Consider the following 25,334-nt stretch of genomic DNA (forward strand, 5'->3'; position numbering starts at 1 on the left):
TTAGGAAGAGAAATATGTTAAAGACCGTTGTAAAGAAAGGCAGTTACCACGATTCGGTGGTGTTAATGTTACTAACAAATGCCATTTCCGGTTTGGAAAGCGTAAACAAAGTATCGGTAATGATGGCAACGCCGGCAAATAAAGATATTTTCGCCCAAAGTGGGTTAGATACTCCGGAATTACAAGAGGCGACCCCGAATGATATGGTGGTTGTAGCAGATGTGGAGCGTGAAGAGTTAATCCATATCGTGATGGAGAAAGTAGAGGAGTTTTTAAAACAAAAATCCCAAGCAAGTGCGGTACAAAGTGGCACTGAAATTGTGAAGTCTTGGAATAAAGCAACGGCTAAATTACCTGATGCTAATCTTGCCGTTATTTCTATTCCGGGCGCTTATGCAGCTTTAGAGGCAAATCGAGCCTTAGATGAAGGTTTGAATGTTTTTATGTTCAGCGATAACGTGAGTGTGGAAGATGAAAAAGCATTAAAACAAAAAGCACACAACAAAGGCTTGGTGGTCATGGGGCCGGACTGCGGCACGGGCATTATTCAAGGTGTGCCGATTGCCTTTACTAACAGTGTTACACCGGGTTCTATCGGGATTATCGGGGCATCAGGCACGGGGATTCAAGAGCTGACTACCATTATTGACCGTTTAGGTGAAGGGGTTGAAAATGCTATCGGTACAGGTGGGCGTGATCTGTATGAAGAGATTGGCGGTATTACGATGCTCGATGCGATTGAGGCAATGGAGCAAAACGAAAAAGTCAAAGTGCTGATTGTGATCTCGAAACCGCCGGCAAAAGCAGTGCGTGAGAAAATTTCTGCTCGCTTAAGCCGTTATAGTAAGCCTGTGATTACGTTGTTCCTTGGTGAGAAACCGACCTTCCACGAAGAGAATTTCTATCACGCTTATACGCTAGATGAGGCAGCTCGTTTAGCGGTTGCTCTTGTGCGTAAGGAGCCGATACCGACATTTGCAAAAAATCAGGCAAATTCGACCGCTTGTGGCAAGACGCTAAAAGCCTATTATTCAGGCGGTACGCTTGCCGGTGAGGCGGCAATGTTGCTCAAAGATGCGTTAAATATTGAGGGCAGTGGGGCAAAAGCCGATGGCTTTATGTTTAAGCAAGACGGGCATATTGTGGTGGATTTAGGAGATGATGTTTACACCCAAGGTAAACCACACCCGATGATCGACCCTGCCAAACGGATTGAATCGATGCGTGAAGCCGTCGATGATGCGACCACAGGCGTGATTTTATTTGACATCGTGTTAGGCTATGGCTCACACGAAGATATGGCAACGGCATTGATTCCAACCATTAACGAACTCCAACAAAAAGCCAAAGCTCAACATCGAGAGGTGGCATTTGTTGCGACCGTATGTGGCACTCGTAGTGATTACCAAGGTTATGATGAAACGGTGCGTAAATTGGTTGAGGCGGGCGTTGAAGTTTGTGAAACCAATAAAAGTGCGGTGGAAAAATCTCTCGCTTTATTAGGCTTGCACTTTGATGAGCCGGTAAAACCGATCCAAGCGAAAACTGTAGTGCAAGGTGAAAATACCCCTGCCTCTGAATCGTTATTACGCTTATTATCGGAAAAACCGAAAATTATTAACATCGGGCTGAAAAGTTTTGCCGATGTGGCGGAAAAATTTGGCTGTCAAGTGGTGCAATTTAACTGGCAACCACCGGCAGGCGGCAACATTCAATTAATTAAAGCCTTGAATTTCTTAAATGAATCTCAGACGGTGAATATTGATGAAGCAAACCGCAAAGTGATTGCCAAAGTGGTTGCGGCTGCTCCAATTATTCGGGATAACGTATTAGCGAAAACTGTCATCAAAGAATTAAATGAAGGCAAAGTGATTTTACACGCCGGCCCGCCAATTCAATATCAAGATATGCCAAACACCGTGCAAGGCTCTTGTGTTGGGGCGGTATTATTTGAAAAATGGGCAACGGACGAAACTTCAGCCCGTGCTTTATTGGAAAGTGGCGAAATTAAATTTATGCCGTGCCACCACGTTAATGCAGTTGGGCCGATGGGCGGCATTACCACTGCCAATATGCCGGTGTGGGTGGTGGAAAATGCAACCGATGGCAATGTTGCCTATTGCACAATGAACGAAGGTATTGGCAAAGTGTTGCGTTTTGGTGCTTATTCAGAGGAAGTAGTAAAACGCTTAGAGTGGATGCGTGATGTATTAGGCCCTACGCTCGGTAAAGCTATTCGTTCAATGGAAAACGGCTTGGCGGTAAATCCTCTCGTGGCAAAAGCGATTGCGATGGGCGATGAGTTCCACCAACGCAATATTGCTGCCTCAATGTCTTTCTTCAAGGAAGTAGCTCCTCGTATTACTGCGATGAGCGATCTTGCCGAACAGGATAAATATGACGTCATTAAATTCTTAGCGGATACGGATCAATTCTTCCTCAATATTATGATGGCAACCTGTAAAGCGGTTATGGATGGGGCGAGAACTCTCACTGAAGGCACGGTGGTGACAGCAATGTGTCGCAATGGCGTGCATTTTGGTATCCGTATTGCCGGTATGGGCGATGAATGGTTCGTTGGGCCAGTGAATACGCCACAAGGCTTATATTTCACCGGTTATGACGGTGAAGATGCTTGCCCAGATATTGGCGATTCGGCTATTACCGAAACCCTTGGTGTGGGTGGTATGGCGATGATTGCGGCTCCAGCAGTTACCCGATTTGTAGGTGCAGGAGGCTATGAAGATGCACTTCGTACCAGTAACGATATGATGGAAATTTGTATTGACCGTAACCCAAATTACATTGTGCCGAACTGGAATTTCCAAGGGGCTTGTTTAGGTATTGATGCCAGATTAGTCGTGGAAAAAGGCATTACACCTGTGATTAACACCGGTATTGCCCACAAAGTTGCAGGCTTTGGGCAAATTGGTGCAGGTACGGTTCGCCCACCATTGGCTTGCTTTGAAAAAGCAGTGTTAGCCTATGCAAGAAAATTAGGGTTTACAGAATAATTCTGTAGGGGCGAATTATAATTCGCCCATTGTATCTACGATTTAAAAGGAAAGAGAATGTCAAAACAAACCATCGTGTTAGCCCTAGGCGGTAATGCGTTAGGGAACAATTTGAACGAACAGCGTGAAGCGGTGGCAAAAACCGCAAAAGTAATTGTTGATATATTACAGCAAGGCAAAAATATTGTGATTACGCACGGAAATGGCCCCCAAGTGGGAATGATTCAGCGGGCAATGGACGATTTTGCTAAACATTCCGGAGATGAAATTCCGCTACCGACCAGTGTCGCAATGAGCCAAGGTTATATCGGGATTGATTTACAAAATGCGATCAAATATGAGCTACTTAACCGTGGTATTGAGCAGAAAGTCAGCACGATTTTGTCTCAAATTGAGGTGAACCCGACAGACCAGGCATTCCAAAATCCGGATAAGCCGATTGGTAGATTCTTAACCAAAGAGGAAGCTGATGAGTTAGAGGCAAAAGGCATTCGTACAATGGAAGATGCCGGGCGAGGTTATCGCATTGTTGTGCCTTCACCGAAACCACAACGCATTCGTGAGTTAGAAACTATTAAAACCCTACTGAATGCCGGACATATTGTCATCACCTGTGGCGGAGGTGGTATTCCGGTGGTGAGCGATGAACAAGGGCGTTTAGTGGGCGTGAATGCGGTGATTGATAAAGATAACGCCAGCTCGTTGTTAGCACAAAAGCTGAATGCCGATTATTTGGTTATTTTAACGGCGGTGGAAAAAGTGGCGATTAACTGGGGCAAGCCAAATCAGGAATGGCTTTCTGAATTAAGCACAGCACAAGCACGCCAATATATTGCGGAAGAACAATTTGCCAAAGGTTCAATGCTACCCAAAGTGGAAGCTGCTTTACAATTTGCCGAAAGTGGCACAGGCCGCAGAGCGTTAATTACCTTACTGGATAAGGCTGCACAGGGTATTGCAGGCGAAACGGGAACGGTGATTTATTCGTAAAATTGACCGCACTTTTCTATCCTAGCACGAGCCGTGCTAGGATAGGTAAGCCAAGTCGCTTTGTGACTTGTATGAGCGTTGAGCCACAGCGTGGCTCAGTTAATTTAGCACCATACGGCTCGTATGGTGAACACAACAAGCGGTCATTTTTCTACATTTTTTTACAATTAGGTTTCAATAACAAATGGATATTCCGGTGAATTTTTTTATGTGGTTTATGGCGTTATTGCCGATTATCACATTAGTTATTTTAATGGTGAAATTCCAATGGGGCGCAACAGAAGCTGCACCTATTGGGCTTTTGATTACGATTTTTACAGGGGTTTTTCTCTATCAAGCAGATGTTTCATTAATTGCGATTGAGTCCGCCAAAGGTATTTGGAATGCCTTAGTGATTTTGCTGATTGTGTGGACGGCAGTGTTGATGTACCAAGTCAGTGATGGCGCAAAAGCCTTTTTAGTGATTCGAGTCGGAATGAGTAAGTTGTTCCCGAATGAACTCTTGCTGGTCATGACAATGGGGTGGATCTTTGAAAGTTTCTTACAAGGCATTACCGGCTTTGGCGTCCCTGTGGCGGTTGGAGCCCCTCTTTTAATTGGGATTGGTGTTCGCCCGTTATGGGCAGTGGTGCTACCGCTATTAGGGCAAGCGTGGGGGAATACTTTTGGTACTCTAGCTGCTGCGTGGGACGCATTAGCTGTTTCTGCAGGGCTTGAAATCGGCAGTGATGACTATTTCCTCACCGCACTTTGGTCTGCTGCGTTTTTATGGTTTTGGATTGTGATTACAGGCTTGGCAATTTCATGGTTCTACGGCAGAGGTAAAGCACTGAAAAAAGGGGTAGTCGCCACCTTAATCATCGCAACTATTCAAGGCGGTGGTGAATTGCTACTGAGCCAAGTCAATACCACCATTTCTGCTTTTATTCCTGCCTGTTTATCCATTTTAGCGATTGTGGTTATCAGCAAAATGCCGATGTATAAAGCGGTTTGGCGTGTGGAAGACAGCCCGATTATGGATAGAAGTAAAACCACAGAAAATGAGGAAGCCTTGCCAAATATGAATTTATTACAGGCGTTTATTCCCTATATTGTCCTTTCTGTGATGACATTGGCAATTTTGGTTATTACGCCGGTTAATCAGTTTTTATCGCAATTTAAGTTTGGTTTTGCTTTCCCGGAAACCGTCACAGGTTATGGCTTTGTGAATAAGGCTTATACTGCTTATTCGCCGATTGCGATTTTCACGCACGCCAGTATGTTCCTGTTTGTGTCTTCTATTATTGGTTTAATTTATTATCAACATAAAGGCTGGATTGGCAAAGGCGGCACTAAAACCATTTTTGCAAAATCGGTTTCAATGACGATGCCATCAGGTATTGCCGTAGTGGGTTTGGTGATTATGTCAAAAATTATGGGCGGAACCGGGCAAACGGCAGTTCTAGCACAGGGAATGGCAGCCGTATTAGGGAAATCTTATGTTATTTTATCGCCATTTATCGGCTTATTAGGCACCTTTATGACGGGTAGTAATATGAGTTCTAATATTCTATTCGGAGATTTCCAAATGACCACCGCGAAACTGTTAAATGCAAATTCTGCGGCAATTTTAGGGGCACAAACTACCGGTGGGGCGATCGGTAGTGCAATCAGCCCAAGTAAAATTATTTTAGGCACCACCACCGCCAATATTCTCGGTAAAGAAGGTGATGTAATGAAAACTATCATTTGGATTACATTATTACCTACGTTATTCATCGGCGTTGTGGCATATTTTGCCTCGCTTTAACTATAGGATAAGAACCAGAGGATAAGATGAATGGACTTTTTTAAAACCAAAGCAGGCAAAATGACCATAGCCTTTATCGTGATTATGCTAGCCTTTGCACTGATTATGTTAGGCATTGCACAGGCTAATAATACCGCTATCCATATCGGCTTTGTGCTGATGGTTGGTGCAATGCTATATTCACCGATTGATGTATTTATCTTAAATAGAAAGAAATAGGACATAAAATGGAACAGATTACCCAGCGTATTACGCAAAATTTAGAACATCTAAAACAATTCACTGCCACACCGGGCAATGGTTGTACCCGTTTGCCTTTTTCTCAAGAGGCGAGAAGTGCGGTTAATTATTTAAGAGAGTTAATGATCGAAGCCGGACTGCAAGTTAAAGAAGACGAAGCGGGCAATATTTTCGGTATTTTAGCAGGTGAGCAACCTGAATTGCCTTGTGTGATGTCCGGTTCTCACTATGACAGTGTACTTCACGGTGGAAATTATGATGGTATCGCAGGGGTGATTACCGCATTAGAAACCGCCCGTTTATTAAAAGCAACTGGCAAAAAATTTAAACGTAATTTTGTGGTTGTAGGTTTTAATGATGAAGAAGGAATGCGTTTCGGCACAGGATATTTTGGCTCTGGAGCAATGCTCGGTTTGCGTACTCCGGACTATTGTCGCCAATATAAAGACAAAGACGGAATTTCTTATTATGAGGCGATGCAAGGCTACGGATTAGATCCGGAAAAAATTGAAAATGCAAAATGGGCTGAGGGTTCGATTGGGCATTTTATCGAAACCCATATTGAACAAGGGCCGGTGTTAGATACTCAAGGTATTGAAATTGGTTTGGTAACGGGCATTGTTGGTTTACATCGCCATATGTTTACTGTTCACGGGCGAGCCGATCATGCAGGCACAACACCAATGGATATGCGTTTAGATGCCGTTGATGTTGCAACCAAAGTGATTGCTCAAATTGCAGACTGGGCAAGAGAGAAAAATGACGGCACGGTGGCAACGGTTGGCTATATGAATGTGCTACCGGGTGGGATTAATATTGTGGCGGAAAAAGTCGTGTTTAGTGTTGATATCCGCTCACTAAATATGGCAAATGTGGAAGAAATTACCGCTAAAATTGAGCAAGCTCTTGCAGAAGAAACGGCAAAAATCGGTTCAACTTTTGAAAAAGAAACGAAGTTGATTATTCAACCGGTGGCGCTATCTGAAAAAATGCTCGATATTTTGGAAAATTCAGCTCAAAAACATCAGTTTAGCTATAAACGCTTACCGAGCGGAGCAGGACACGATTCATTAGAAATCGGGCAGAAAATTCCAACGGTAATGATTTTTGTGCTAAGTAAAGACGGCAGAAGCCACACACCGGTCGAATTTACGGAATATCACTATTTTGCAAAAGCGGCGGTGTTGCAACAGGAATTGGCAGAACAATTATTAGACGAATAAATTGCAATCGGGGAGTTTGCAAATTGTTAGAAAAATTTGACCGCTTGCAAATTCCCCACTAATAAAAATCAACTACAAACATAACATAAGGAGTATTTGGCTATGTATGATCTCGTCATTAAAAATGGGAAGATAGTCTTATCCGATGCCATTTTCAACGGTAATATTGCCGTGAATGCAGGAAAAATTGCTGCTGTTTTAGCAGAAGGCTTGGAGCCTGAAGCAAGGGAAGTGATTGATGTGAAAGGCAATTACGTTTTTCCGGGGGCGATAGATACCCACGCTCACTTAAATGACCCGGGTTATGAATGGCGTGAAGATTATGCTCACGGGACGGCAGCAGCGGCAGTAGGCGGTTATACCACCATTATTGATATGCCGTTGCAAAATGAGCCAGCATTAACGGATGCTAAGATTTTTGATGCCAAAATAGCGAAAGTATCGCCAAATGCTTATGTGGATTACTGTTTCTGGGGCGGATTAGTTCCAACTAACTTTGAGCATTTAAGCGAATTAAATGATAAAGGTTGTGTTGCGTTAAAATCCTTTATTGGGCCGGTTTCGCCTGATTATGCTTCGCTGAATTATGGGCAAACCTTTGAGGCAATGCAAATTATCCAAAAATTTGGCGGACGAGCCGGTTTCCACTGCGAAGATTTTTCAACCATCAAATGGCAAGAACAACGAATGAAAAATGAAGGTCGTTTAGACTGGAAAGCTTTTTTAGACTCCCGCCCGCTGATTGCAGAAATGCTCGCAACCATTAATATTATCGAAATTGCCAAATCCACCGGCTGTAAAGCCCACATCTGCCACGTTAGCCACCCTGATGTTGCCCAAAAAATCAAAGAAGCCCAGCAAGAAGGTTACGATATAACCGCTGAAACCTGTGCGCATTATCTCTGCTTTAGTGAAGATGATGTAATCGAAAAAGGTGCGCTCTTTAAATGTGCTCCTCCACTGCGTTCAAAATCTGATGTAGATCGCTTATGGGATTATGTGGTTGATGGCACATTTAGCGGTATTGCCAGTGACCATTCGCCTTGCTCCTATGATGAAAAGCATAATGAAATTTTAGGTCAAAAAATTGAAACGGTATTTGATGTGTGGGGCGGTATTAGTGGTATTCAAAGCTGTGTACAGGTTGCTTTCTATGAAGGTTGTGTAAAACGGGGGATCTCGCCGAGCGTGCTGGCGAATGCAATGGCAAAATTACCGGCAAAAGCCTTTGGTATTTACGGGCAAAAAGGCGATATTCAAGTTGGCTTTGATGCTGATTTTACCATTATTGACCCAAATAAAGAGTGGGAGATTAAAGCCGAAGATCTGCAATATGTGAACAAACTGTCTGCCTATGTCGGCAAAAAAGGAAAAGGTTTACCGGTTTGTACCATTGTACGAGGTAAAGTAATCGCTCAAGACGGAAAGCTTACTGATAGTAAAGGTTTTGGTAAATTCATTCGTAAAACAGAAGGAGCATAGCTATGTTGGATAACAAAGAACTCAGCCCTGAGTTAGCTAAAAATGTTAATGTTGATCTTCAGCCGACCAAAGAACGGATTATGGATAATTTTTCCTACTGGGCTAGCTTTTTAGGTGGTTGTGTTTCTATTGGGACATTTTCAATGGGGGCAAGCTTAATTGGCGCATTGACAGTCACACAAGCTATTTTGGCAATGTCAATCGGTTGTATTGTCATTGCCATCGGTTTAGTGCTAATCGGTAATGGCGGCCATAAATATGGCATTCCGTTCCCAATCCAACTGCGTAGTTCTTTTGGTACAACGGGTGTGAAAATTCCGGGAATTTTGCGTGGTGTGCCGGCGATTGTTTGGTTCGGTTTCCAAAGTTGGGTGGGCGCAGGAGCGATTAATATGTGTTTAAAGCTCCTGTTTGGCTTTGATAATCTACCAATAGTCTATGTGCTATTTACCGCCTTACAAGTTGGGCTATCCATTAATGGCTTTAAAGGCATTAAATGGTTGGAAAATGTATCGGTGGTGTTCTTAATCGGTATTTTGGCTTATATGCTGTATGTCGTGAACACTAAATTCTCGGTGCAGATAGGCGATCGTTTCTCTAATATTGAAGGCTCTTGGGGAATGCCGTTTTGGGCAGCGACTACAGCCTTCTTGGGGATCTATTCAACGATGATTCTCAATGCTTCAGACTATTCACGCCACGTTAAAACAGGCACAGGTGCAACCACAACAGGTGTGATTTATGTATTATCCATTCTACCTGTCACCTTATTTATGGGGCTAATCGGCTTATTGGTGACTGCGGCTACGGGAAATAGTGACCCTATCGAAGTATTCGCCACGGCAATGGATAATAAAGTGCTTACAGTCATTACATTATTATTTATTGCCTTTGCACAGATTACGACTAACGTGCTAAATAATATTGTGCCTCCTGCCTATATTTTAATGGATTCCTTTAAAATGAAATGGTCTCACGCCACGATTTTAGTCGGTATTCTTTCGATGTGTGTGATGCCTTGGAAACTTGTTACGGCAGAATCAGCAGAAGGACTTTCCTTATTTATCAAAATTTACTCCGCTTTCTTAGGCCCGATTTTTGCGGTAATGGTGGTTGATTACTACATCTTAAGACAGCAAACTTTAAACGTGAATGACCTTTATAATAAAGAGGGTATCTTCAAGGGCGTTAACTGGGCAGCAATTATTGCGATTGCTATCGGTTCGCTTTGCTCACTGATTGTGGTGGATCTCTCTTGGTATGTCAGCTTAATTCCATCAGGCTTGAGTTACTATATTTTGATGAGGGTGTTAAAAAGTTCCGAACCTTTCCGTAAAGGGACGGTGCTAGAACATCAATAAGATGACAAGCGGTAAAATTTTGCAAAAAATTTACCGATGAATAATAGATTGAAAAAGGCTAGCAGATCAGTTTAATGCTAGCCTTTTACGATTTTGATATACAGTAATTGCGACTATACTATCTTAATTCTTTCATTAATTGTTCTACTTTCTGAGCGTTCTTTTTAAAACCTCGACAGCGAGGACACATCATTAAATGGACTTTTAACTGTAATTGCTGCTTAAAATTCAATTTTTGTTCGCATGAAAGCGAAATGAGTTCCGTAATTTCTTTACAATTTAACATCTTACGCTCCAAACCATTTTTGGCTTAAACAGACCTGTAACTGCAATCTTGCACGATACAGTAACGTATGCACATTTGCTGCCGAAATTTCACACTCGGCGCAAATTTCTTCGGTTTCCATCTCCAAGTGTGAACGCATCATAAACACCCGAGCTTGATTTGCCGGCAGATTATTTAGGCAAAATTCAAATACTTGCCAGAATTGAGCGGAATAGGTATGGCTTTCGGTGTTCTTCCACTCATTGGATTGATAAGCGTCTTTATCCCAACCGCCATTTTCATTAAACAATTTATCGGCAAGATCGTGATCGTCTTCTTCCATCAGCTCAGATACTGCCACCAATTTGCCTTTGGCTTTCACTAAATCCACGATCTTGTTTTTTAAAATTGCAAAAATCCACGTTTTTAACGCACACTCGCCTTTGAATGAGTCTGCGTATTTATAAGCACTGACTAACGCCTCTTGCACCACATCTTCGGCAAGTTCGTTATTTTTTAACTGTAAAAAGGCAAATTTCACCATTTGCAGGCGAATATCTTCCAACTGCGAGGGGGAAATTTGCCGTAAAGCCGGTTGGCTCATTGAATGATCCTTTGGTAAAAAATTTAGCGAAACTGACCGCTTGTAATTGATTTTTCTATAAAAATTGCCTCTTGTGATTCAACAAGCAGGGAGTTAAAACTAAAATTTTGCGAAAAATCTTAAATAATGCATCTCTTATCCCGTCTGAGCGACTTGCGATTTCTAGGAAAATTTGTACTGTTTGAGCGTAGCGAGTTTACAAATTTTCCGTAAAGGAAATCGCAACAAAGCGAAGTTTGGGTCGCCTTTCTTTTGGTTACTTTTACTCTCTGCGTTCGCCCTTCGGGTTGTTGCCTTCGGCAACATTCAACGCAAGCGTTGTCTTTGGCGAAGCAAAGAAAAGTAACGTTTAGAGTGGATAAAGCACCTCAGCCGTTACCCATTTTTCCCAGAGTTGGCGTAACACGGCTTTTAGCTCCGGATTTTGCTCGGTAAACTCGCTGAGTTCTGCCAGTAAGCCATTCAGGGAATTTTCCCCCTCTTGCAACGAGCTAAGCAGGAAGAAATCTAGCTCTTCCAAGCGGTTGTAATAGATGCCAAATTCCGCATCTCGCCAAATCAGCACGTTAGTTGGCTCGTCCTCAAACTGTTTGAACTCGCTACGGATAAAGTTTACCGCATATTGACGCAGTTCGGCAGCGCCCGAAAGTTGCATTACGGTGTCGTTATCCCATTCAAACTCTGCCGGCACATTTGCCATTGAGACTTCTGCCAGCAGTTGTGCGTTTTCAAAGTCCATCAGTTCAAGTAAGTGCGGTTCAAAACAGGCGTGTTCTTGACAGAAAGTTAAAAACTCACCGGCAATATCTTGGAAAAATGGCGAATGCGCCTTGCCTTCCCGCACAAATTTTTCTTTCACCTCACGCCACTGTTCGCTCGAAATATGTTGCGGTAGCTCCACATAACAGCGGTCGATAAAGCCCAATGTATTGTTGCGCACTAAGCGTGCATACACGCCTAAGCGTTGTGGCGATACATTACCGCTCATCAGGCTGACATCGTTGTGGCGAATTGCATTGGCAAACTCGGCTTGGGTCTCTTTCAAGCTCGGTTTTGTATTTTCAACCAGTTTAAGCGGCATTTTTCAGCCCCATTTTTGCATATTTTGCCTGTAAATTGGCGATGTGTTGCACTTCCGCAATCAGCTCTTGGAATGGCGGGAAGTTGAAATCACGTTCGAGTAGCGTTGGTGGAATATGCGGTAAGCGTTCGTAGGTGTATTCAAGCAGATCCCACACGGTTTTCTGCACCGCTTCGCCGTGAGTGTCCACCAGTAAAGTCGGCAAGTGGCGTAATTCGCCTTTGACCATATTGAACGACTCACCCTCAGTGATTTTCACCTCTTCCGCTGCGCCGTGATCTTCATCGTGGCCGGCAATATGAATGTAGTTCACTCGGGCTTTATCCACTTTATCTACAAACACGAACGGATCGAGCAAGCCGTGGTTCACGCCGTTTACATAAATGTTGTTTACGTCTAAATGAATACCGCAATCCGCCTCTTGTGCAATCGCATTTAAGAACTCAACTTCGTTCATTGTACTGGTTGGCGAGTGCAGGTAGTAAGAGGTGTTTTCGAGTGAAATCTGCATTCCAAGATAATCCTGCACCTGTTTAATCCGATTGGCAACGTGCATTACTGCCTCATCAGTGAACGGCATTGGCAGTAGGTCGTACAAATGCCCCTCGCACTCGCAGTAGCTAAGATGGTCGGAGAAAAAGTGGGAATTGTACTGCTGTTGCATGGTTTTAATGCCTTTGAGCAGTTCCATATCTAACGGGGCTTGACCGCCAAGCGAGAGTGATAAACCGTGAATAATCAGCGGAATTTTTTCCGCCACTTTATCGAAATTATAACGAGCCTGACCGCCCATTTTGAGCCAGTTCTCCGGCGAAACTTCCATAAAGTTAATAATACTATTGTCTGTTAGAGATAAAAATCCGTCCGCTAAATCACGGCGGTAGCCTAAACCGGCGCCTGTAAATTTCAGCATTTGTGGTTCCTTTAATGAGATGTAAAAAGTTGGGGAAAATTGACCGCTTGTAGGGTGCGTTTGCCAACGCACCTTTTACAAGTTCAGATCAGGTGCGTTAGCAAACGCACCCTACCAGTCTTATTTTGAAGCGCCGCATTTACCTTCACCGCATTTGCCTTCAGCGGCTTTCGGTGCGCTTTGTTTTGGTGCAGTTGCGCCACATTTGCCTTCACCGCATTTACCTTCTGCTGCTTTTGGTGCTGCAGAGGTTGCACCGCATTTACCTTCGCCACATTTGCCTTCAGCGGCTTTGGTTTTTACGCATTTACCATCTTTCATTTCTACACAAGCGTCTGCTTTTGCAGCGTCTGTTTGTGCGTTTACGGTTGCAGTTGCCATTGTTAATGCACCGGCTAATGCCATTAAAGTTGCTTTTTTCATTAAACATTCTCCAAAGAATTAAGATTAAAAGATTAAAGGAATTTCAACCACATTTTGGTTGGGTGTTTTTTCTGTAACAGAAAATCGAGAGATAACGCTCCTGCGCCTTGCATCAGCACCGGTACAAGCATTACCAAATAAATCAACGCCATTTTGTAACCATTGTCACACACATTGTAACCGTTACCGGCGTGAACGGCGTACCACGCCACAGCGGTTAAAATCATTAAGCCGATGGCACTAAAACGGGTAAACAGGCCCAGCACCAATAAAATCGGCAGAATGATTTCTGCACCGGTTGCGACTACCCAATTGAGGTCGGCAGGCAATACATTAAACGGGAATGGGAAACTCTCTTGAATAGAGGCAAACCAATTTTCACCATTCAGTTTTTCTAATCCTGCCTCGATAAATTCGTAAGCAAGGAATAGACGTAATACCAGCAGACCGAAACCGGTCATCATCGCTTTTTTCACACAACATTGGGAAGAAGATTGAATTGAACAAGATGACATAAAATGCTCCTTAAACTAAAAACTGAAAATTAGACAGAGCAAGCGGTAATTTCTGACAAAAAATTTTCAAAAGTGGGAAAATTTCTTTATGGTGATAAAAAATAAAAGCCTTATTTTATTGATAAATAAGGCTTTTATTGATAATTATGAAAGAGAAAAATTATTTCTCAGCTTCTTTATAGACAGCAAGTGCAGCAGCTACCGCATCTCCTGATGGCACTTTGACTTTGTGGCTTAAAAGTACCGCTTCTAATGCACCTAATGTCAATAAAATATTGCGTTTTTGGCTAGAGAAACCCATATTACCAACACGGATAACTTTACCGTCTAATGGGCCGAATGACGTTGCCAGTTCGATACCAAAATGATTCAGAATATCGCTACGCAATGCCGGGCCGGTAATTCCTTCCGGAATATGGAATGCGGTAACTACAGGGGCTTTGTGTTTACGATCACCAAAAATTTTCAGACCCATTGCTTCTAAACCGGCACATAAAGCTTTATCATTTAAAATATGACGCTGAAAGCGAGCTTCCAATCCTTCTTGCAAAATAATGCGTAATGCCTCGTGAACACCATATTGTGCAGAGGTTGCTTCAGTATGGTGGTTTAAACGGCGGGGACTCCAGTAATCTTGCAGCTGTGCTAAATCTAAATAGTTACTTGGAATAGGCGGGAGTATGCCGTCAATATCGGACTCGACACGAATGCCTTTCTCTACACGTTTACGTTTAGCGATAATCTCTTCAATGCGTTTGTTGTAAGTAATTAAGGCCGTACCTGATGGAGCAGAAATACATTTTTGCGTACCGCCGATACAAGCATCAATGCCCCATTCATCAACACGGATATCAACACCGCCTAAGGTAGCAACGGTATCCACAATCAACATTGCATCGTATTGTTTACAAATTTTGCCGATTTCTTCTAAGGGTTGCATCATTGAGGTTGAGGTTTCACCGTGAATGATGGCAACAGCTTTATAGCCACCCTTTTTCAATTCTGCTTCAATTTCTTCCGGTTCGAACACTGTTCCCCATTCTCTTTCAATAATAGTGATCTCTGCACCACTACGAGCGAGAATTTCATTTAATAAATAGCCGAAACGACCAAATGCAGGAATTAACACTTTATCGCCAGGGCAAATAGCTGCGGTTAAGATTGTTTCTAAACCACCACGAGACGTTGAATTGACCACATAAGTCTGTTCATTTTTAGTTTGGAAAAGACGACGCTCCATTTCCATTGTTTCATTCATCAGGGACGTAAATTCTGGGTCGAATTGCCCTAAAATCGGTGCTGACATTGCACGCAAAACTCGAGGATCGGCATCTGTTGGGCCGGGACACATTAATAAACGTGGGGAAGGGTTAATTTCTCTGAATTGCATAACATTTCCTATTTAATTGAATTAAAAAAACTTATCGATTCTACAATAAAAATTTGTTGATACTCAATACTTTTTATATTGAGTGAAGTTGTTTGTAATAAATAATGACAAGCGGTCAAATTTTTTAAAAAATTTACAAGCAAAGGGAATAAGCCCCGAATACATTCAGGGCTTTGGTATTAAGCTAATAATTTTTCAATCAGAGTAGTATAGATATTTACCCCGGTTAATAACTGTGATTCATCAAAATCAAATTCGGCTTGATGATGTTCGGCCGTGCGATCGGCTCCGATGATAAAGTAAATCGCTTTGCCGCCATTGTCTTGCACACGCTGCCCAAGGATAGTGGCATCTTCACTGGCATTAAAAGAATAATCTTGATCGCTGCTGTGAACTTGAGGTTGGGCAATCGCAATTTCTTTAATTAATTCAACTAATTCGGCATCATTAACCATATCTACTGCTTCGCCCATAATTTCGGTTTCATATTCCACCGCAAAACCGGTGGCAACTCCTTTGGCGATTTGCATTACCTGATCAACCATATATTGATTGATAGCTTTATTTTCGCCCCTCACCTCAAGTTTAATTTCGGCATCGGATGGAATCACATTTCGCCCTGAACCCCCTTTAAATATACCAACATTAATGCGGCTCATTCCTTCGCCGTGGCGAGAAATACCGTGTAGCTGAGTAACTGCGTGAGCAGCAGCAAGTAAGGCATTATGCCCTAAATGGGGTGTAGCCCCTGCGTGTGCCGGTTTGCCTTTGTAGCGAATATCAATCTTGGTTGTGGAAAGAAAATTTTTCGGATCGGCTAATACCGTTCCACTATTCGCACAGAAGCTGATGTGCGAGCCTGCGAAGTAATCGGCATCATCAATAATACCGCTTGCAGCGATGGCTGCCGCACCTCGCACACCTTCTTCGGCAGGCTGGAAGACGATTTTAACTTTGCCTGTGAGCTTGTCTTTGTTTGCCATTAGCCAATGAGCCACACCTAAGCCGATAGTAATATGTCCATCATGACCACAGGCGTGCATTTCTCCCTCGTTGCGAGAAACAAAACCAAGTTGATTGGCTCGATGATTCGGATCTTTAGTTTCAGCCACATCGACACAATCAATATCAAAGCGTAGAGCAATGGTTTTGCCCGGTTTACCTGAATCAAACACCGCTACACAGCCGGTGTAACCTTCCATTTTTTCGAGCCATGTCGGGTTTACTCCATAGGCTTTGGCTCGTGCAATCCCTTTTTCTACAATCGCAAGGTTTCTGCCACGCACAAAATCGGGGTTAATGATTTGCTTACCCAGCAAGATTTCAAAGCCAAGTGGTTCTAAGTAATCGGCAATTTTGGATGTGGTCCAAAATTCGCTCCAGCCTGTTTCAGGGAATTGATGAAACTCACGTCGCCATTCAATTAATTGCGGTAATGAAATCGTCATACTGTTCTCCTTCTAGAAAATTGCCCTTTATTGATAAAGGGCAATAGGGTTATAGCATAAAGAGGGCTAAGAATAAGGTTGCAAGCACCATACCGGGGGCGGTGCGTTTAATCATTTCAACCGGATTCACTCCGGCAATGCCGGCACATACAATCACTACACCGGCAATTGGTGAAGCTGTTCGCCCGATAGCGCCGGCAATAGCGGCTGCCATACCTAAATTGACGTGGGTGTAGCCTAACTCTGCTGCGTGTGGGGTTACGGCAGTGTTAAAGGCAATAGCTGCTGCATCGCCCGAACCTGTGACCAATCCCATTAAGAATGGGCCGATAGTTGCTCCCCAGCGTACGAATTCGTTTGAGTGTTTTAAAAATTCAATGGCGGAATCAATCGCTCCCGTTGCTTTTAAACCTGCCACAAATACCCCTGCCGCAATGATAATACCTAACACGTTTGCATAGGCATTGCCCATTCCGTTAAAGAATTCATTGGTAATTTTAGCTGGTGATGTACGGGTAACGAGTAAGCCGTAAATAGCACCGATTAACATCGCTTGCGGCACGCCCATTTTGGTCCAGCTCAACCAAGAGATTTCTTGTAACGATGTTCCACCAATCACTAAAATCACTAACGGCACTAAAGGTGCAATCGCATAGAGAATGTTTGTATTGCCGGATTCAGTTTGGGTATGTTCGGCTGTTTGTAAGTAAGCATCACGATGCTCTTTGCTGTAGTCTTTGAAAATAAGTGCAAGAATAGTTAAGGTGATAGCACCAATTGCACCGGCAATCATCGTATAAGGAGCGTGAGAGAGGTTAACTTCAGTAATTGTTAAGCCCGACATTTCACTAATCATTGCAGAGTGTGAAGAACCCGGACTCATCATTGAACCAAATGTACCGGCAAGAATTGCTGCTCCAGCCATAGCCGGACGAACCCCTGATGATTTCAACACAGGAATTAAAGTTGCTCCTACCGCAGCAGCACAACCTGCTGCCGATGGAATCGCAATATTGATAAAGAAGGTGATAATAGTTGCAATCGGAATCAGGAAAAATTTCAATCCGCTTAACGGTTTGGTTAAAAGTTGAACTAAGTGATTATCGCAACCTGTTGATTTCATCACATAAGCAAAACCCATGCTGGAACAAATTGCCATAATCAGACCGCTTGACGTCATACTTTTGGCAAAAGCATCAAGGGCTGCCATTGGTTGTAAGGTCAGTAACGCCATTCCCAAGCCGATTGCAATTAATACCGTTCTGGTTTCGTATTTTTTTATCAGTAAATAGATGGTGGCAATAATTCCCACTATCGCAATGATTAAGTTAAAATTCGCCATATCGTTCTCCTTAGTAAGTGAATATGCTATTAGGCTCAAAGGTTTTTAACTGCATATCTTGGCTAAATTGTAGCACCGCTGTTTCTCCTAATACTTTTGCTTGATTGCCTTGAATATGTAATGCAGTTCCTTCCGGCAAGGCGTAAACAATCGAATTAGGGTTTACAATCAGAAATTCTTTCAAGCGTTCTTCTCGGCTCTCGCCATTATGCCCCTGAATTTTGCCGGCAATAAAATGTGGATTAATTTGATGAGGAAATAAATTTAAGGCGTTAAATGAAGGAGGGTAAGTAATCGGCATATCGTTGGTGGTCATAATTGATGCACCGGCAACATTCGCCCCGGCACTCCAACCAAAATAAGGTGTGCCGTTTTCAACTTTTTCACGAATACAATCCAGCACCTTGTTTTCATACATCTGATTTAACAAACAAAACGTATTGCCTCCGCCAACTGCAATTACATCTGCTTGCTCGAGAATTTCGGTGTGTTTTTTCGCTCGATGAACAGATACAATCTCTAATTCCAGCTCTGCGAATTTATCTTGCACGACTTGTTCATATTCATCATAGCTTCGGCTTACTCCTGCATAAGGCAAAAAGGCGATTTTCTTACCCTTATAATCAGCTAGGAACTCTTTTAGCCATTTAATCGTATGAGCTAAATACTCTGTATTTTTATACTTAGAACCACTCATTAACAGCATATTTTTCATAGTTGTCTCCTTAATAAGATATTCTTTGATCAAAACAGCTATTACTTCTTTTAGGATTGTATATAATTTTACCTATTTCAGGTTAAGAAAAGAGGTGACCTATGTCAATAAATATGCAAAGAATTCAACAGATTTTTTCAGATTTGGCAACATTTACATCAGTTGATGGGGAAGTAACCCGACTTGCCTTTTCTGAACAGGATATCAACGCCCGAGATTATGTGATCAATTTGTGCAAACAGTACGATCTTTCGGTCAAAATAGACCCAATCGGCAACGTATTTATTCGAAAACAAGGTATTGATAACAGCCTTCCAGCGGTTGCCTTTGGTTCGCATATTGATACGGTAGTCAATGCCGGGAAATTTGATGGCACACTAGGCACTATTGCAGGGCTGGAAACACTTTTTCAACTTTGTGAAAACAAACAGCAAACCCGTTACCCACTTGAATTAATCATCTTTGCTTGTGAAGAATCCAGCCGTTTCAATTATGCCACACTGGGCAGCAAAGTGATGTGTGGTATTGCAACCCAAGAAACATTAAGTAAATTAAGCGATAAACAAGGTTTAGGTTTGGCTCAGGCATTAGATGCGATTGGGCTGGATTTCAATCGCGTTAATCAAGCCAAACGACAGCCGGAAGAATTTAAATGCTTTTTGGAATTGCATATTGAGCAAGGTCCAAGATTGGAAAACGAACAGAAAACCATCGGGATTGTGACCGGCATTGCTGCTCCGATTCGGGCTATTGTGAAAATTCAAGGTCAAGCCGACCATTCAGGGGCAACGGCAATGCATTATCGCCACGACGCTTTACTGGGGGCAGCAGAATTAGCATTAGAGCTAGAAAATGCGGCAATTCAAGCTGGGCATTCAACTGTCGCAACCGCAGGTAATTTAACCGCCAAACCGGGTGTAATGAATGTAGTTCCTGGTTATGCGGAATTATTAGTGGATATTCGAGGTACACATTTTGAAGCGAGAGAATCTGTCTTTATCGCATTACAAAATAAAATCAAGGAAGTGGCAGAAAAACGAGGTTTAACCATTGAATTACAGCTGATTTCAAAAGACAAACCGATAGTCTTAGCTGAAGAAATGGTAACTCATTTAATTCAAGTTGCGGAGAAATTAGGCTATAGTTATGACATTATGCCAAGCGGTGCAGGACACGACGCGATGCATATGGCAACGCTTTGTCCGACAGGTATGTTATTCGTACCTTCTCATTTAGGCATTAGTCATAATCCACTTGAATTTACCGAGTGGACAGATATTGAAGCCGGTATTCGTGTGCTGCAACAGGCTGTGCTAGAACTGGCAGAAATAGTTTGATCTTACCTATTATTAACAAGCGGGTGTTTTTACAAAGAAATTTGCAAATTTTTAAGCAAAAACAACCGCTTGTTTGCTCTTCTTTTCCTTTGCAAAACCTTGTATTTCAAGTACAATTCCCCGATTAATTTTTCGATAAACAAATAACAAAACAGGACATTAACTGCCCGATGAAAATGCAAAATATTCGTAACTTTTCGATTATCGCTCATATCGACCACGGTAAATCGACTTTATCAGACCGTTTAATTCAAACGTGTGGCGGCTTATCAGACCGTGAAATGGAAGCTCAAGTATTAGACTCAATGGATCTGGAGCGTGAGCGTGGCATCACCATTAAAGCACAAAGTGTGACCTTAAATTATAAAGCGAAAGATGGTGAAACTTATCAGCTTAACTTTATCGACACACCGGGGCACGTGGATTTCTCTTATGAAGTATCTCGCTCACTGGCTGCCTGTGAAGGAGCATTATTGGTAGTCGATGCAGGGCAGGGGGTTGAGGCTCAAACGTTGGCAAACTGTTATACCGCGATTGAAATGGACTTAGAAGTCGTGCCGATTTTAAATAAAATCGACTTGCCTGCAGCCGAACCGGAGCGTGTAGCAGAAGAGATTGAAGATATTGTTGGTATTGATGCGATTGATGCGGTGCGTTGTTCTGCTAAAACAGGCTTAGGGATTGAAGATGTTTTAGAAGAAATCGTGAAGAAAATCCCTGCACCGGAAGGTGATCCGGAAGCACCATTACAAGCCTTGATTATTGACTCTTGGTTCGATAACTATTTAGGTGTGGTTTCTTTGGTGCGTGTGAAAAACGGCGTGCTGAAAAAAGGTGATAAAATTAAAGTGATGAGTACCGGACAATCTTACAATGTAGATCGTTTAGGTATCTTCACGCCAAAACAAGTAGATACTACCGAACTCAAAACCGGCGAAGTAGGCTGGGTGGTGTGTGCGATTAAAGATATTTTAGGTGCGCCGGTGGGCGATACCTTAACGCATCATCACAATCCGGCAACTAATGTGCTACCGGGCTTTAAAAAAGTGAAACCGCAGGTATATGCCGGTTTGTTCCCGATTAGTTCAGATGACTACGAAGCCTTCCGTGATGCTTTAGGTAAATTGAGCTTAAATGATGCCTCTTTATTCTATGAGCCGGAAACTTCGAGTGCATTAGGTTTTGGTTTCCGTTGTGGTTTCTTAGGCTTGCTGCATATGGAGATCATTCAAGAGCGATTAGAGCGTGAATATGATCTAGACCTGATTACTACTGCTCCAACGGTAGTGTATGAAGTGGTACAAACCAGTGGCGAAACCATTTATGTGGATAGCCCGTCAAAACTGCCTGCTATCAATAATATTGCGGAAATTCGTGAGCCGATTGCAGAGTGTAATATGCTTGTGCCACAAGAGTTTTTAGGTAATGTGATTACCTTATGTGTGGAAAAACGTGGCGTGCAAACTAATATGGTGTATCACGGCAACCAAATTGCATTAACTTACGAAATCCCGATGGGCGAAGTGGTGTTGGATTTCTTCGACCGCTTAAAATCAACCTCTCGTGGTTATGCCTCATTAGATTATGGTTTCAAACGCTTCCAAAATGCAGATATGGTGCGTGTAGATATTATGATCAACGGTGAGCGTGTTGATGCGTTGGCAATTATCGTTCACCGTGCGAATGCGGCTTATCGTGGGCGTGAATTAGTGGAAAAAATGCGTGAGCTGATTCCTCGCCAGCAATTTGATATTGCGATTCAAGCGGCTATCGGCAACCACGTTATTGCCCGTTCTACGGTAAAACAGCTACGCAAAAACGTACTGGCGAAATGTTACGGTGGTGACGTGAGCCGTAAGAAAAAACTACTACAAAAACAAAAAGAGGGTAAAAAACGAATGAAATCTCTCGGTAATGTAGAAGTTCCGCAAGAGGCATTCTTAGCGATTTTACACGTCGGTAAAGAATAATTTGCAAAATAAATGCGGAATTAAACCGCTTGCAAGCGGTCGTATTTGCACAAAATTTTGCAAAACCTATTTCATGGTAGGGGTTCATAGGTAGGGGCGAAAAATTTTTCGCCCTAAAAACAGAGAGGAAATCAAATGGCACAATTTATGCCGATTATTTTTCTAGGCATTATTTACGGTATTTGGAAATGGTTGGATTCAATGCAACTGCCAAATACAATTTCAATTATTTTAGTGGCGTTAGTGATCATCTGCGGCGGATTTTGGGCGTTCTATAAATTTAGTGCCGACCCAAGACGTAAACTGGCAATCGCCCAGCAACAAAAACGCTTAGGCAGAGCATTAACCGAAGAAGAAAAGGCAGAAATCCAACCGAAATCGGCAGTTGGGGAATTTTTTGCCTCCCTGTTTGGTATTTTATTCTTTGTTACCGTATTGCGTTCGTTTTTATTTGAGCCGTTTCAAATTCCAAGCGGTTCAATGGAACCTACCTTGCGTGTGGGCGATTTTTTGGTAGTGAATAAATTCAGCTATGGGATTAAAGATCCGATTTGGCAGAATACTTTAATCGAAACCGGCAAGCCGGAGCGTGGTGATATTATTGTTTTCAAAGCACCGGCTCAACCTCACGTGGATTACATTAAACGTGTAATTGCGGTAGGCGGGGATAAAGTGAAATACGATTTTGCTACCCAACAATTAACGGTGACTAATGCAAATGGCGAAACCAAGCCATTTGAATACAGCGAAGGCAAACCAAACCCTGAGTTTTTCTACCACGGCGAAATGCAACTTGAGCGTACCGAAAAAGGTGATGTAACCCACCAAATTTTAAATCACCCAATGGCGTTTAATTATGCCCCTTACTTCTATAAACAAGAAGGACAAACAGACGGCGAGTGGGTTGTTCCACAAGGACACTATTTTGTGATGGGGGATAATCGTGACAACAGTGAAGACAGCCGTTTTTGGGGTTTCGTACCGGAAAAAAATATTGTCGGTAAAGCTACATTTATCTGGCTAAGTTTAGATAAAAAACCAAACGAATTCCCAACCGGATTGCGTTTTTCCAGAATGTTTACCACTATTGAATAATGTAGTGTAGGGGGCGAATGGCAATTCGCCCCTCAGTCATTAATAAATAAAGAATTTATGCAATTAGAACGATTACAGAAAAAATTAGGTTATCAATTTCATAACCTTGATTACCTCACACAAGCCTTAACGCACCGCAGTGCTGCTTCAAAAAATAACGAACGCCTTGAATTTTTAGGTGATTCCATTTTAAATTTTACCATCGGCAAAGCCTTATACGACAAATTCCCAAAAGCAAATGAAGGCGAGCTAAGCCGTATGCGTGCGACGCTTGTGCGTGAACAAACTTTAGCCATTATTGCCCGTCAATTTGGCTTAGGCGATTACCTGAAATTAGGACCGGGCGAGCTAAAAAGTGGTGGTTTTCGCCGAGAATCAATTCTTTCCGATTGCGTGGAAGCCATTATTGCAGCAATTTATCTTGACCAAGATATGGCAAAAGCAATGGAAAAAGTGGCGGATTGGTATGTTGATTTACTGGCGGAAATCAGCCCGGGCGATGCCCAAAAAGATCCAAAAACACGCCTACAAGAATTTTTGCAAGGCAGAAAATTACCTTTGCCTGAATATAATGTGTTAGATATTAAAGGCGAAGCCCATAACCAAACCTTCCGAGTGACCTGCAAAGTGATTAACGTCGAGGAAGTGTTTATCGGCATTGGCACCAGCCGCCGAAAAGCCGAACAAAATGCCGCAGAAAAAGCGTTAGCGGTGGTTAAAACGAAAAAGTAAGATAGCGCAAGCGTCCTCGCTTGTGCTAAAGATTTAATTAAATGGTACAAGCGTGGACGCTTGCACCATCAAATTCATTCCACAGAATGAAAGGAAAACAAAATGACAGAACAAATTCAAACTCCTGCAAAAACCTATTGTGGTTTTATTGCGATTGTCGGTCGCCCGAATGTGGGGAAATCGACCCTTTTAAATAAAATTTTAGGACAAAAAATCTCGATTACCTCACGCAAAGCACAAACAACCCGTCACCGTATTGTGGGGATTCACACCGAAGATCAGTACCAAGCAATTTATGTGGACACCCCGGGGTTACATATTGAAGAAAAGCGAGCCATTAACCGCCTAATGAACCGTGCTGCAAGCTCGGCGATTGGCGATGTAGATTTAATTATTTTTGTGGTGGAAGGCACTAAATGGACGGAAGATGATGAAATGGTGCTAAATAAACTCCGTTCTGCGAAAGCCCCTGTTTTATTGGCAATTAATAAAGTGGATAACATCAAAGAAAAGGAAGAGTTACTGCCACATATTACCGAACTTTCACAAAAATTTGATTTTGCGGAAATTCTACCAATTTCGGCACAACGGGGTAAAAACGTGCATATTTTACAGAAATTTGTGCGTAAATCGTTGCGTGAAGGCGTTCATCATTTCCCGGAAGAGTATGTGACAGACCGTTCTCAACGCTTTATGGCCTCAGAGATCATCCGTGAAAAATTAATGCGTTTCACCGGCGAGGAATTGCCTTATTCTGTGACGGTAGAAATCGAGCAATTCAAAATGAATGAACGTGGCGTTTACGAAATTAACGGCTTAATTTTAGTGGAACGAGACGGACAGAAAAAAATGGTGATCGGTGCCGGCGGTCAGAAAATTAAAACCATCGGCATTGAAGCCCGTAAAGATATGGAGCGTTTATTCGATAACCAAGTCCACCTTGAACTCTGGGTGAAAGTCAAAGCCGGCTGGGCAGATGACGAACGAGCATTGCGGAGTTTAGGGTATATGGATGAGTAGCTTTTTTGTCACTTTTCTTTGCTTGTGCAAAGAAAAGTAACCAAAAGAAAGCACACCCTGCTTCGTTGCTATCCTCACTTGGTTGAAATTTTCTTAACGAAAAATAACCCTGATGTTCGCTACGCTCTCGCTCGGGTTATTTTCTTAAAAATTTCAAGTCGTTCGGGCAACTCAGAAGGGAACCCGATCCGACTATACAAGCGGTAGTTTTTTGAAAAATTTTGCAAAATGATGCTGTGGCGGGTTCCCTTCTGAACCGCCTGAGCGACTTTGAATTTGTAGGAAAAATTCCTTGTTTGAGCAGCAAAGCGGCGAGTTTGGAATTTTTTCGTTAAGCAAATTCAAATCAAGCGAAGATAGCGGTGAAGTAGGGTCGCCTTTCTTT

Annotated in this window: 22 protein-coding genes; 12 read left to right on the forward strand and 10 right to left on the reverse strand. The window is 42.6% G+C overall.

Going from position 1 to position 25,334, the window contains the following annotated elements:
* The first annotated feature begins 14 nt into the window (after positions 1 to 14).
* From fdrA to EL242_RS05875, 7 genes are all read left to right on the forward strand, one after another.
* Positions 15 to 3,014 (forward strand): DUF1116 domain-containing protein, encoded by a 3,000-nt coding sequence (gene fdrA / locus EL242_RS05845; protein WP_126301870.1) that lies wholly within the window; start codon positions 15 to 17, stop codon positions 3,012 to 3,014.
* Between the two features lie 57 nt (positions 3,015 to 3,071).
* Positions 3,072 to 4,004, forward strand: a complete 933-nt coding sequence (arcC, locus tag EL242_RS05850) for a carbamate kinase (RefSeq protein WP_126301871.1) — start codon at positions 3,072 to 3,074, stop codon at positions 4,002 to 4,004.
* A 184-nt stretch (positions 4,005 to 4,188) separates the two neighbouring features.
* The gene (locus EL242_RS05855; RefSeq protein WP_126301872.1) at positions 4,189 to 5,793 is read left to right on the forward strand and encodes an L-lactate permease; all 1,605 of its coding nucleotides are present in this window, start codon (positions 4,189 to 4,191) and stop codon (positions 5,791 to 5,793) included.
* A 30-nt stretch (positions 5,794 to 5,823) separates the two neighbouring features.
* A complete protein-coding gene (locus EL242_RS05860) occupies positions 5,824 to 6,012 on the forward strand; it encodes a hypothetical protein (protein WP_126301873.1) in 189 nt (62 codons plus the stop codon).
* 8 nt (positions 6,013 to 6,020) lie between these two features.
* The gene (locus tag EL242_RS05865) at positions 6,021 to 7,256 is read left to right on the forward strand and encodes a M20 family metallo-hydrolase (protein ID WP_126301874.1); all 1,236 of its coding nucleotides are present in this window, start codon (positions 6,021 to 6,023) and stop codon (positions 7,254 to 7,256) included.
* A gap of 102 nt (positions 7,257 to 7,358) precedes the next feature.
* On the forward strand, positions 7,359 to 8,738 hold the full coding sequence (allB, locus tag EL242_RS05870) for an allantoinase AllB (protein ID WP_126301875.1): 1,380 nt from the start codon (positions 7,359 to 7,361) through the stop codon (positions 8,736 to 8,738).
* A gap of 2 nt (positions 8,739 to 8,740) precedes the next feature.
* Positions 8,741 to 10,099, forward strand: coding sequence for an NCS1 family transporter (locus EL242_RS05875; RefSeq protein WP_172595350.1), 1,359 nt, complete (start codon positions 8,741 to 8,743; stop codon positions 10,097 to 10,099).
* 118 nt (positions 10,100 to 10,217) lie between these two features.
* On the opposite strand, the gene EL242_RS11615 is transcribed toward EL242_RS05875, so the two are convergent.
* From EL242_RS11615 to pepE, 10 genes are all read right to left on the reverse strand, one after another.
* Positions 10,218 to 10,385, reverse strand: a complete 168-nt coding sequence (locus EL242_RS11615) for a zf-HC2 domain-containing protein (protein ID WP_126301876.1) — start codon at positions 10,383 to 10,385, stop codon at positions 10,218 to 10,220.
* Position 10,386: 1 nt separating this feature from the next.
* On the reverse strand, positions 10,387 to 10,968 hold the full coding sequence (locus tag EL242_RS05885; RefSeq protein ID WP_126301877.1) for a sigma-70 family RNA polymerase sigma factor: 582 nt from the start codon (positions 10,966 to 10,968) through the stop codon (positions 10,387 to 10,389).
* 349 nt (positions 10,969 to 11,317) lie between these two features.
* Positions 11,318 to 12,049 carry a DUF2063 domain-containing protein gene (locus EL242_RS05890; RefSeq protein ID WP_126301878.1) on the reverse strand — a complete coding sequence of 244 codons (732 nt, stop codon included), beginning with the start codon at positions 12,047 to 12,049 and terminating at the stop codon, positions 11,318 to 11,320.
* Positions 12,039 to 12,959, reverse strand: coding sequence for a DUF692 domain-containing protein (locus EL242_RS05895; RefSeq protein ID WP_172595371.1), 921 nt, complete (start codon positions 12,957 to 12,959; stop codon positions 12,039 to 12,041). Before EL242_RS05895 ends, EL242_RS05890 begins: the two co-directional genes overlap by 11 nt.
* Positions 12,960 to 13,082: 123 nt before the next feature.
* Positions 13,083 to 13,385 carry a hypothetical protein gene (locus tag EL242_RS05900; RefSeq protein ID WP_126301880.1) on the reverse strand — a complete coding sequence of 101 codons (303 nt, stop codon included), beginning with the start codon at positions 13,383 to 13,385 and terminating at the stop codon, positions 13,083 to 13,085.
* 32 nt (positions 13,386 to 13,417) lie between these two features.
* Entirely contained in the window at positions 13,418 to 13,900 is a 483-nt protein-coding gene (locus tag EL242_RS05905; RefSeq protein WP_126301881.1) for a DoxX family protein, read from the reverse strand.
* A gap of 160 nt (positions 13,901 to 14,060) precedes the next feature.
* Positions 14,061 to 15,290 (reverse strand): pyridoxal-phosphate-dependent aminotransferase family protein, encoded by a 1,230-nt coding sequence (locus EL242_RS05910; protein ID WP_126301882.1) that lies wholly within the window; start codon positions 15,288 to 15,290, stop codon positions 14,061 to 14,063.
* A gap of 179 nt (positions 15,291 to 15,469) precedes the next feature.
* Complete coding sequence (locus EL242_RS05915) at positions 15,470 to 16,738, reverse strand: amidohydrolase (protein ID WP_126301883.1); 1,269 nt, start codon at positions 16,736 to 16,738, stop codon at positions 15,470 to 15,472.
* Positions 16,739 to 16,787: 49 nt separating this feature from the next.
* The gene (gene dcuC / locus EL242_RS05920; protein ID WP_126301884.1) at positions 16,788 to 18,080 is read right to left on the reverse strand and encodes a C4-dicarboxylate transporter DcuC; all 1,293 of its coding nucleotides are present in this window, start codon (positions 18,078 to 18,080) and stop codon (positions 16,788 to 16,790) included.
* A 10-nt stretch (positions 18,081 to 18,090) separates the two neighbouring features.
* Positions 18,091 to 18,795: a dipeptidase PepE gene (gene pepE / locus EL242_RS05925; RefSeq protein WP_126301885.1), complete on the reverse strand. Its 705-nt coding sequence runs from the start codon at positions 18,793 to 18,795 to the stop codon at positions 18,091 to 18,093.
* A 101-nt stretch (positions 18,796 to 18,896) separates the two neighbouring features.
* On the opposite strand from pepE, the gene EL242_RS05930 reads away from it, so the two are divergent.
* The 5 genes from EL242_RS05930 to era all read left to right on the forward strand — a co-directional run bounded on the left by EL242_RS05930 (position 18,897) and on the right by era (position 24,949).
* On the forward strand, positions 18,897 to 20,132 hold the full coding sequence (locus tag EL242_RS05930) for a Zn-dependent hydrolase (protein WP_126301886.1): 1,236 nt from the start codon (positions 18,897 to 18,899) through the stop codon (positions 20,130 to 20,132).
* A gap of 176 nt (positions 20,133 to 20,308) precedes the next feature.
* A complete protein-coding gene (lepA, locus tag EL242_RS05935; RefSeq protein ID WP_126302723.1) occupies positions 20,309 to 22,102 on the forward strand; it encodes a translation elongation factor 4 in 1,794 nt (597 codons plus the stop codon).
* Between the two features lie 135 nt (positions 22,103 to 22,237).
* On the forward strand, positions 22,238 to 23,197 hold the full coding sequence (gene lepB / locus EL242_RS05940; protein WP_126301887.1) for a signal peptidase I: 960 nt from the start codon (positions 22,238 to 22,240) through the stop codon (positions 23,195 to 23,197).
* A 57-nt stretch (positions 23,198 to 23,254) separates the two neighbouring features.
* A complete protein-coding gene (gene rnc / locus EL242_RS05945; RefSeq protein ID WP_126301888.1) occupies positions 23,255 to 23,929 on the forward strand; it encodes a ribonuclease III in 675 nt (224 codons plus the stop codon).
* Between the two features lie 102 nt (positions 23,930 to 24,031).
* Positions 24,032 to 24,949, forward strand: coding sequence for a GTPase Era (gene era / locus EL242_RS05950; RefSeq protein ID WP_126301889.1), 918 nt, complete (start codon positions 24,032 to 24,034; stop codon positions 24,947 to 24,949).
* Positions 24,950 to 25,334 lie beyond the last annotated feature (385 nt).

Origin of the sequence: Mannheimia haemolytica, from assembly GCA_900638155.1 — a bacterium.
GTDB lineage: Bacteria > Pseudomonadota > Gammaproteobacteria > Enterobacterales > Pasteurellaceae > Mannheimia > Mannheimia glucosida.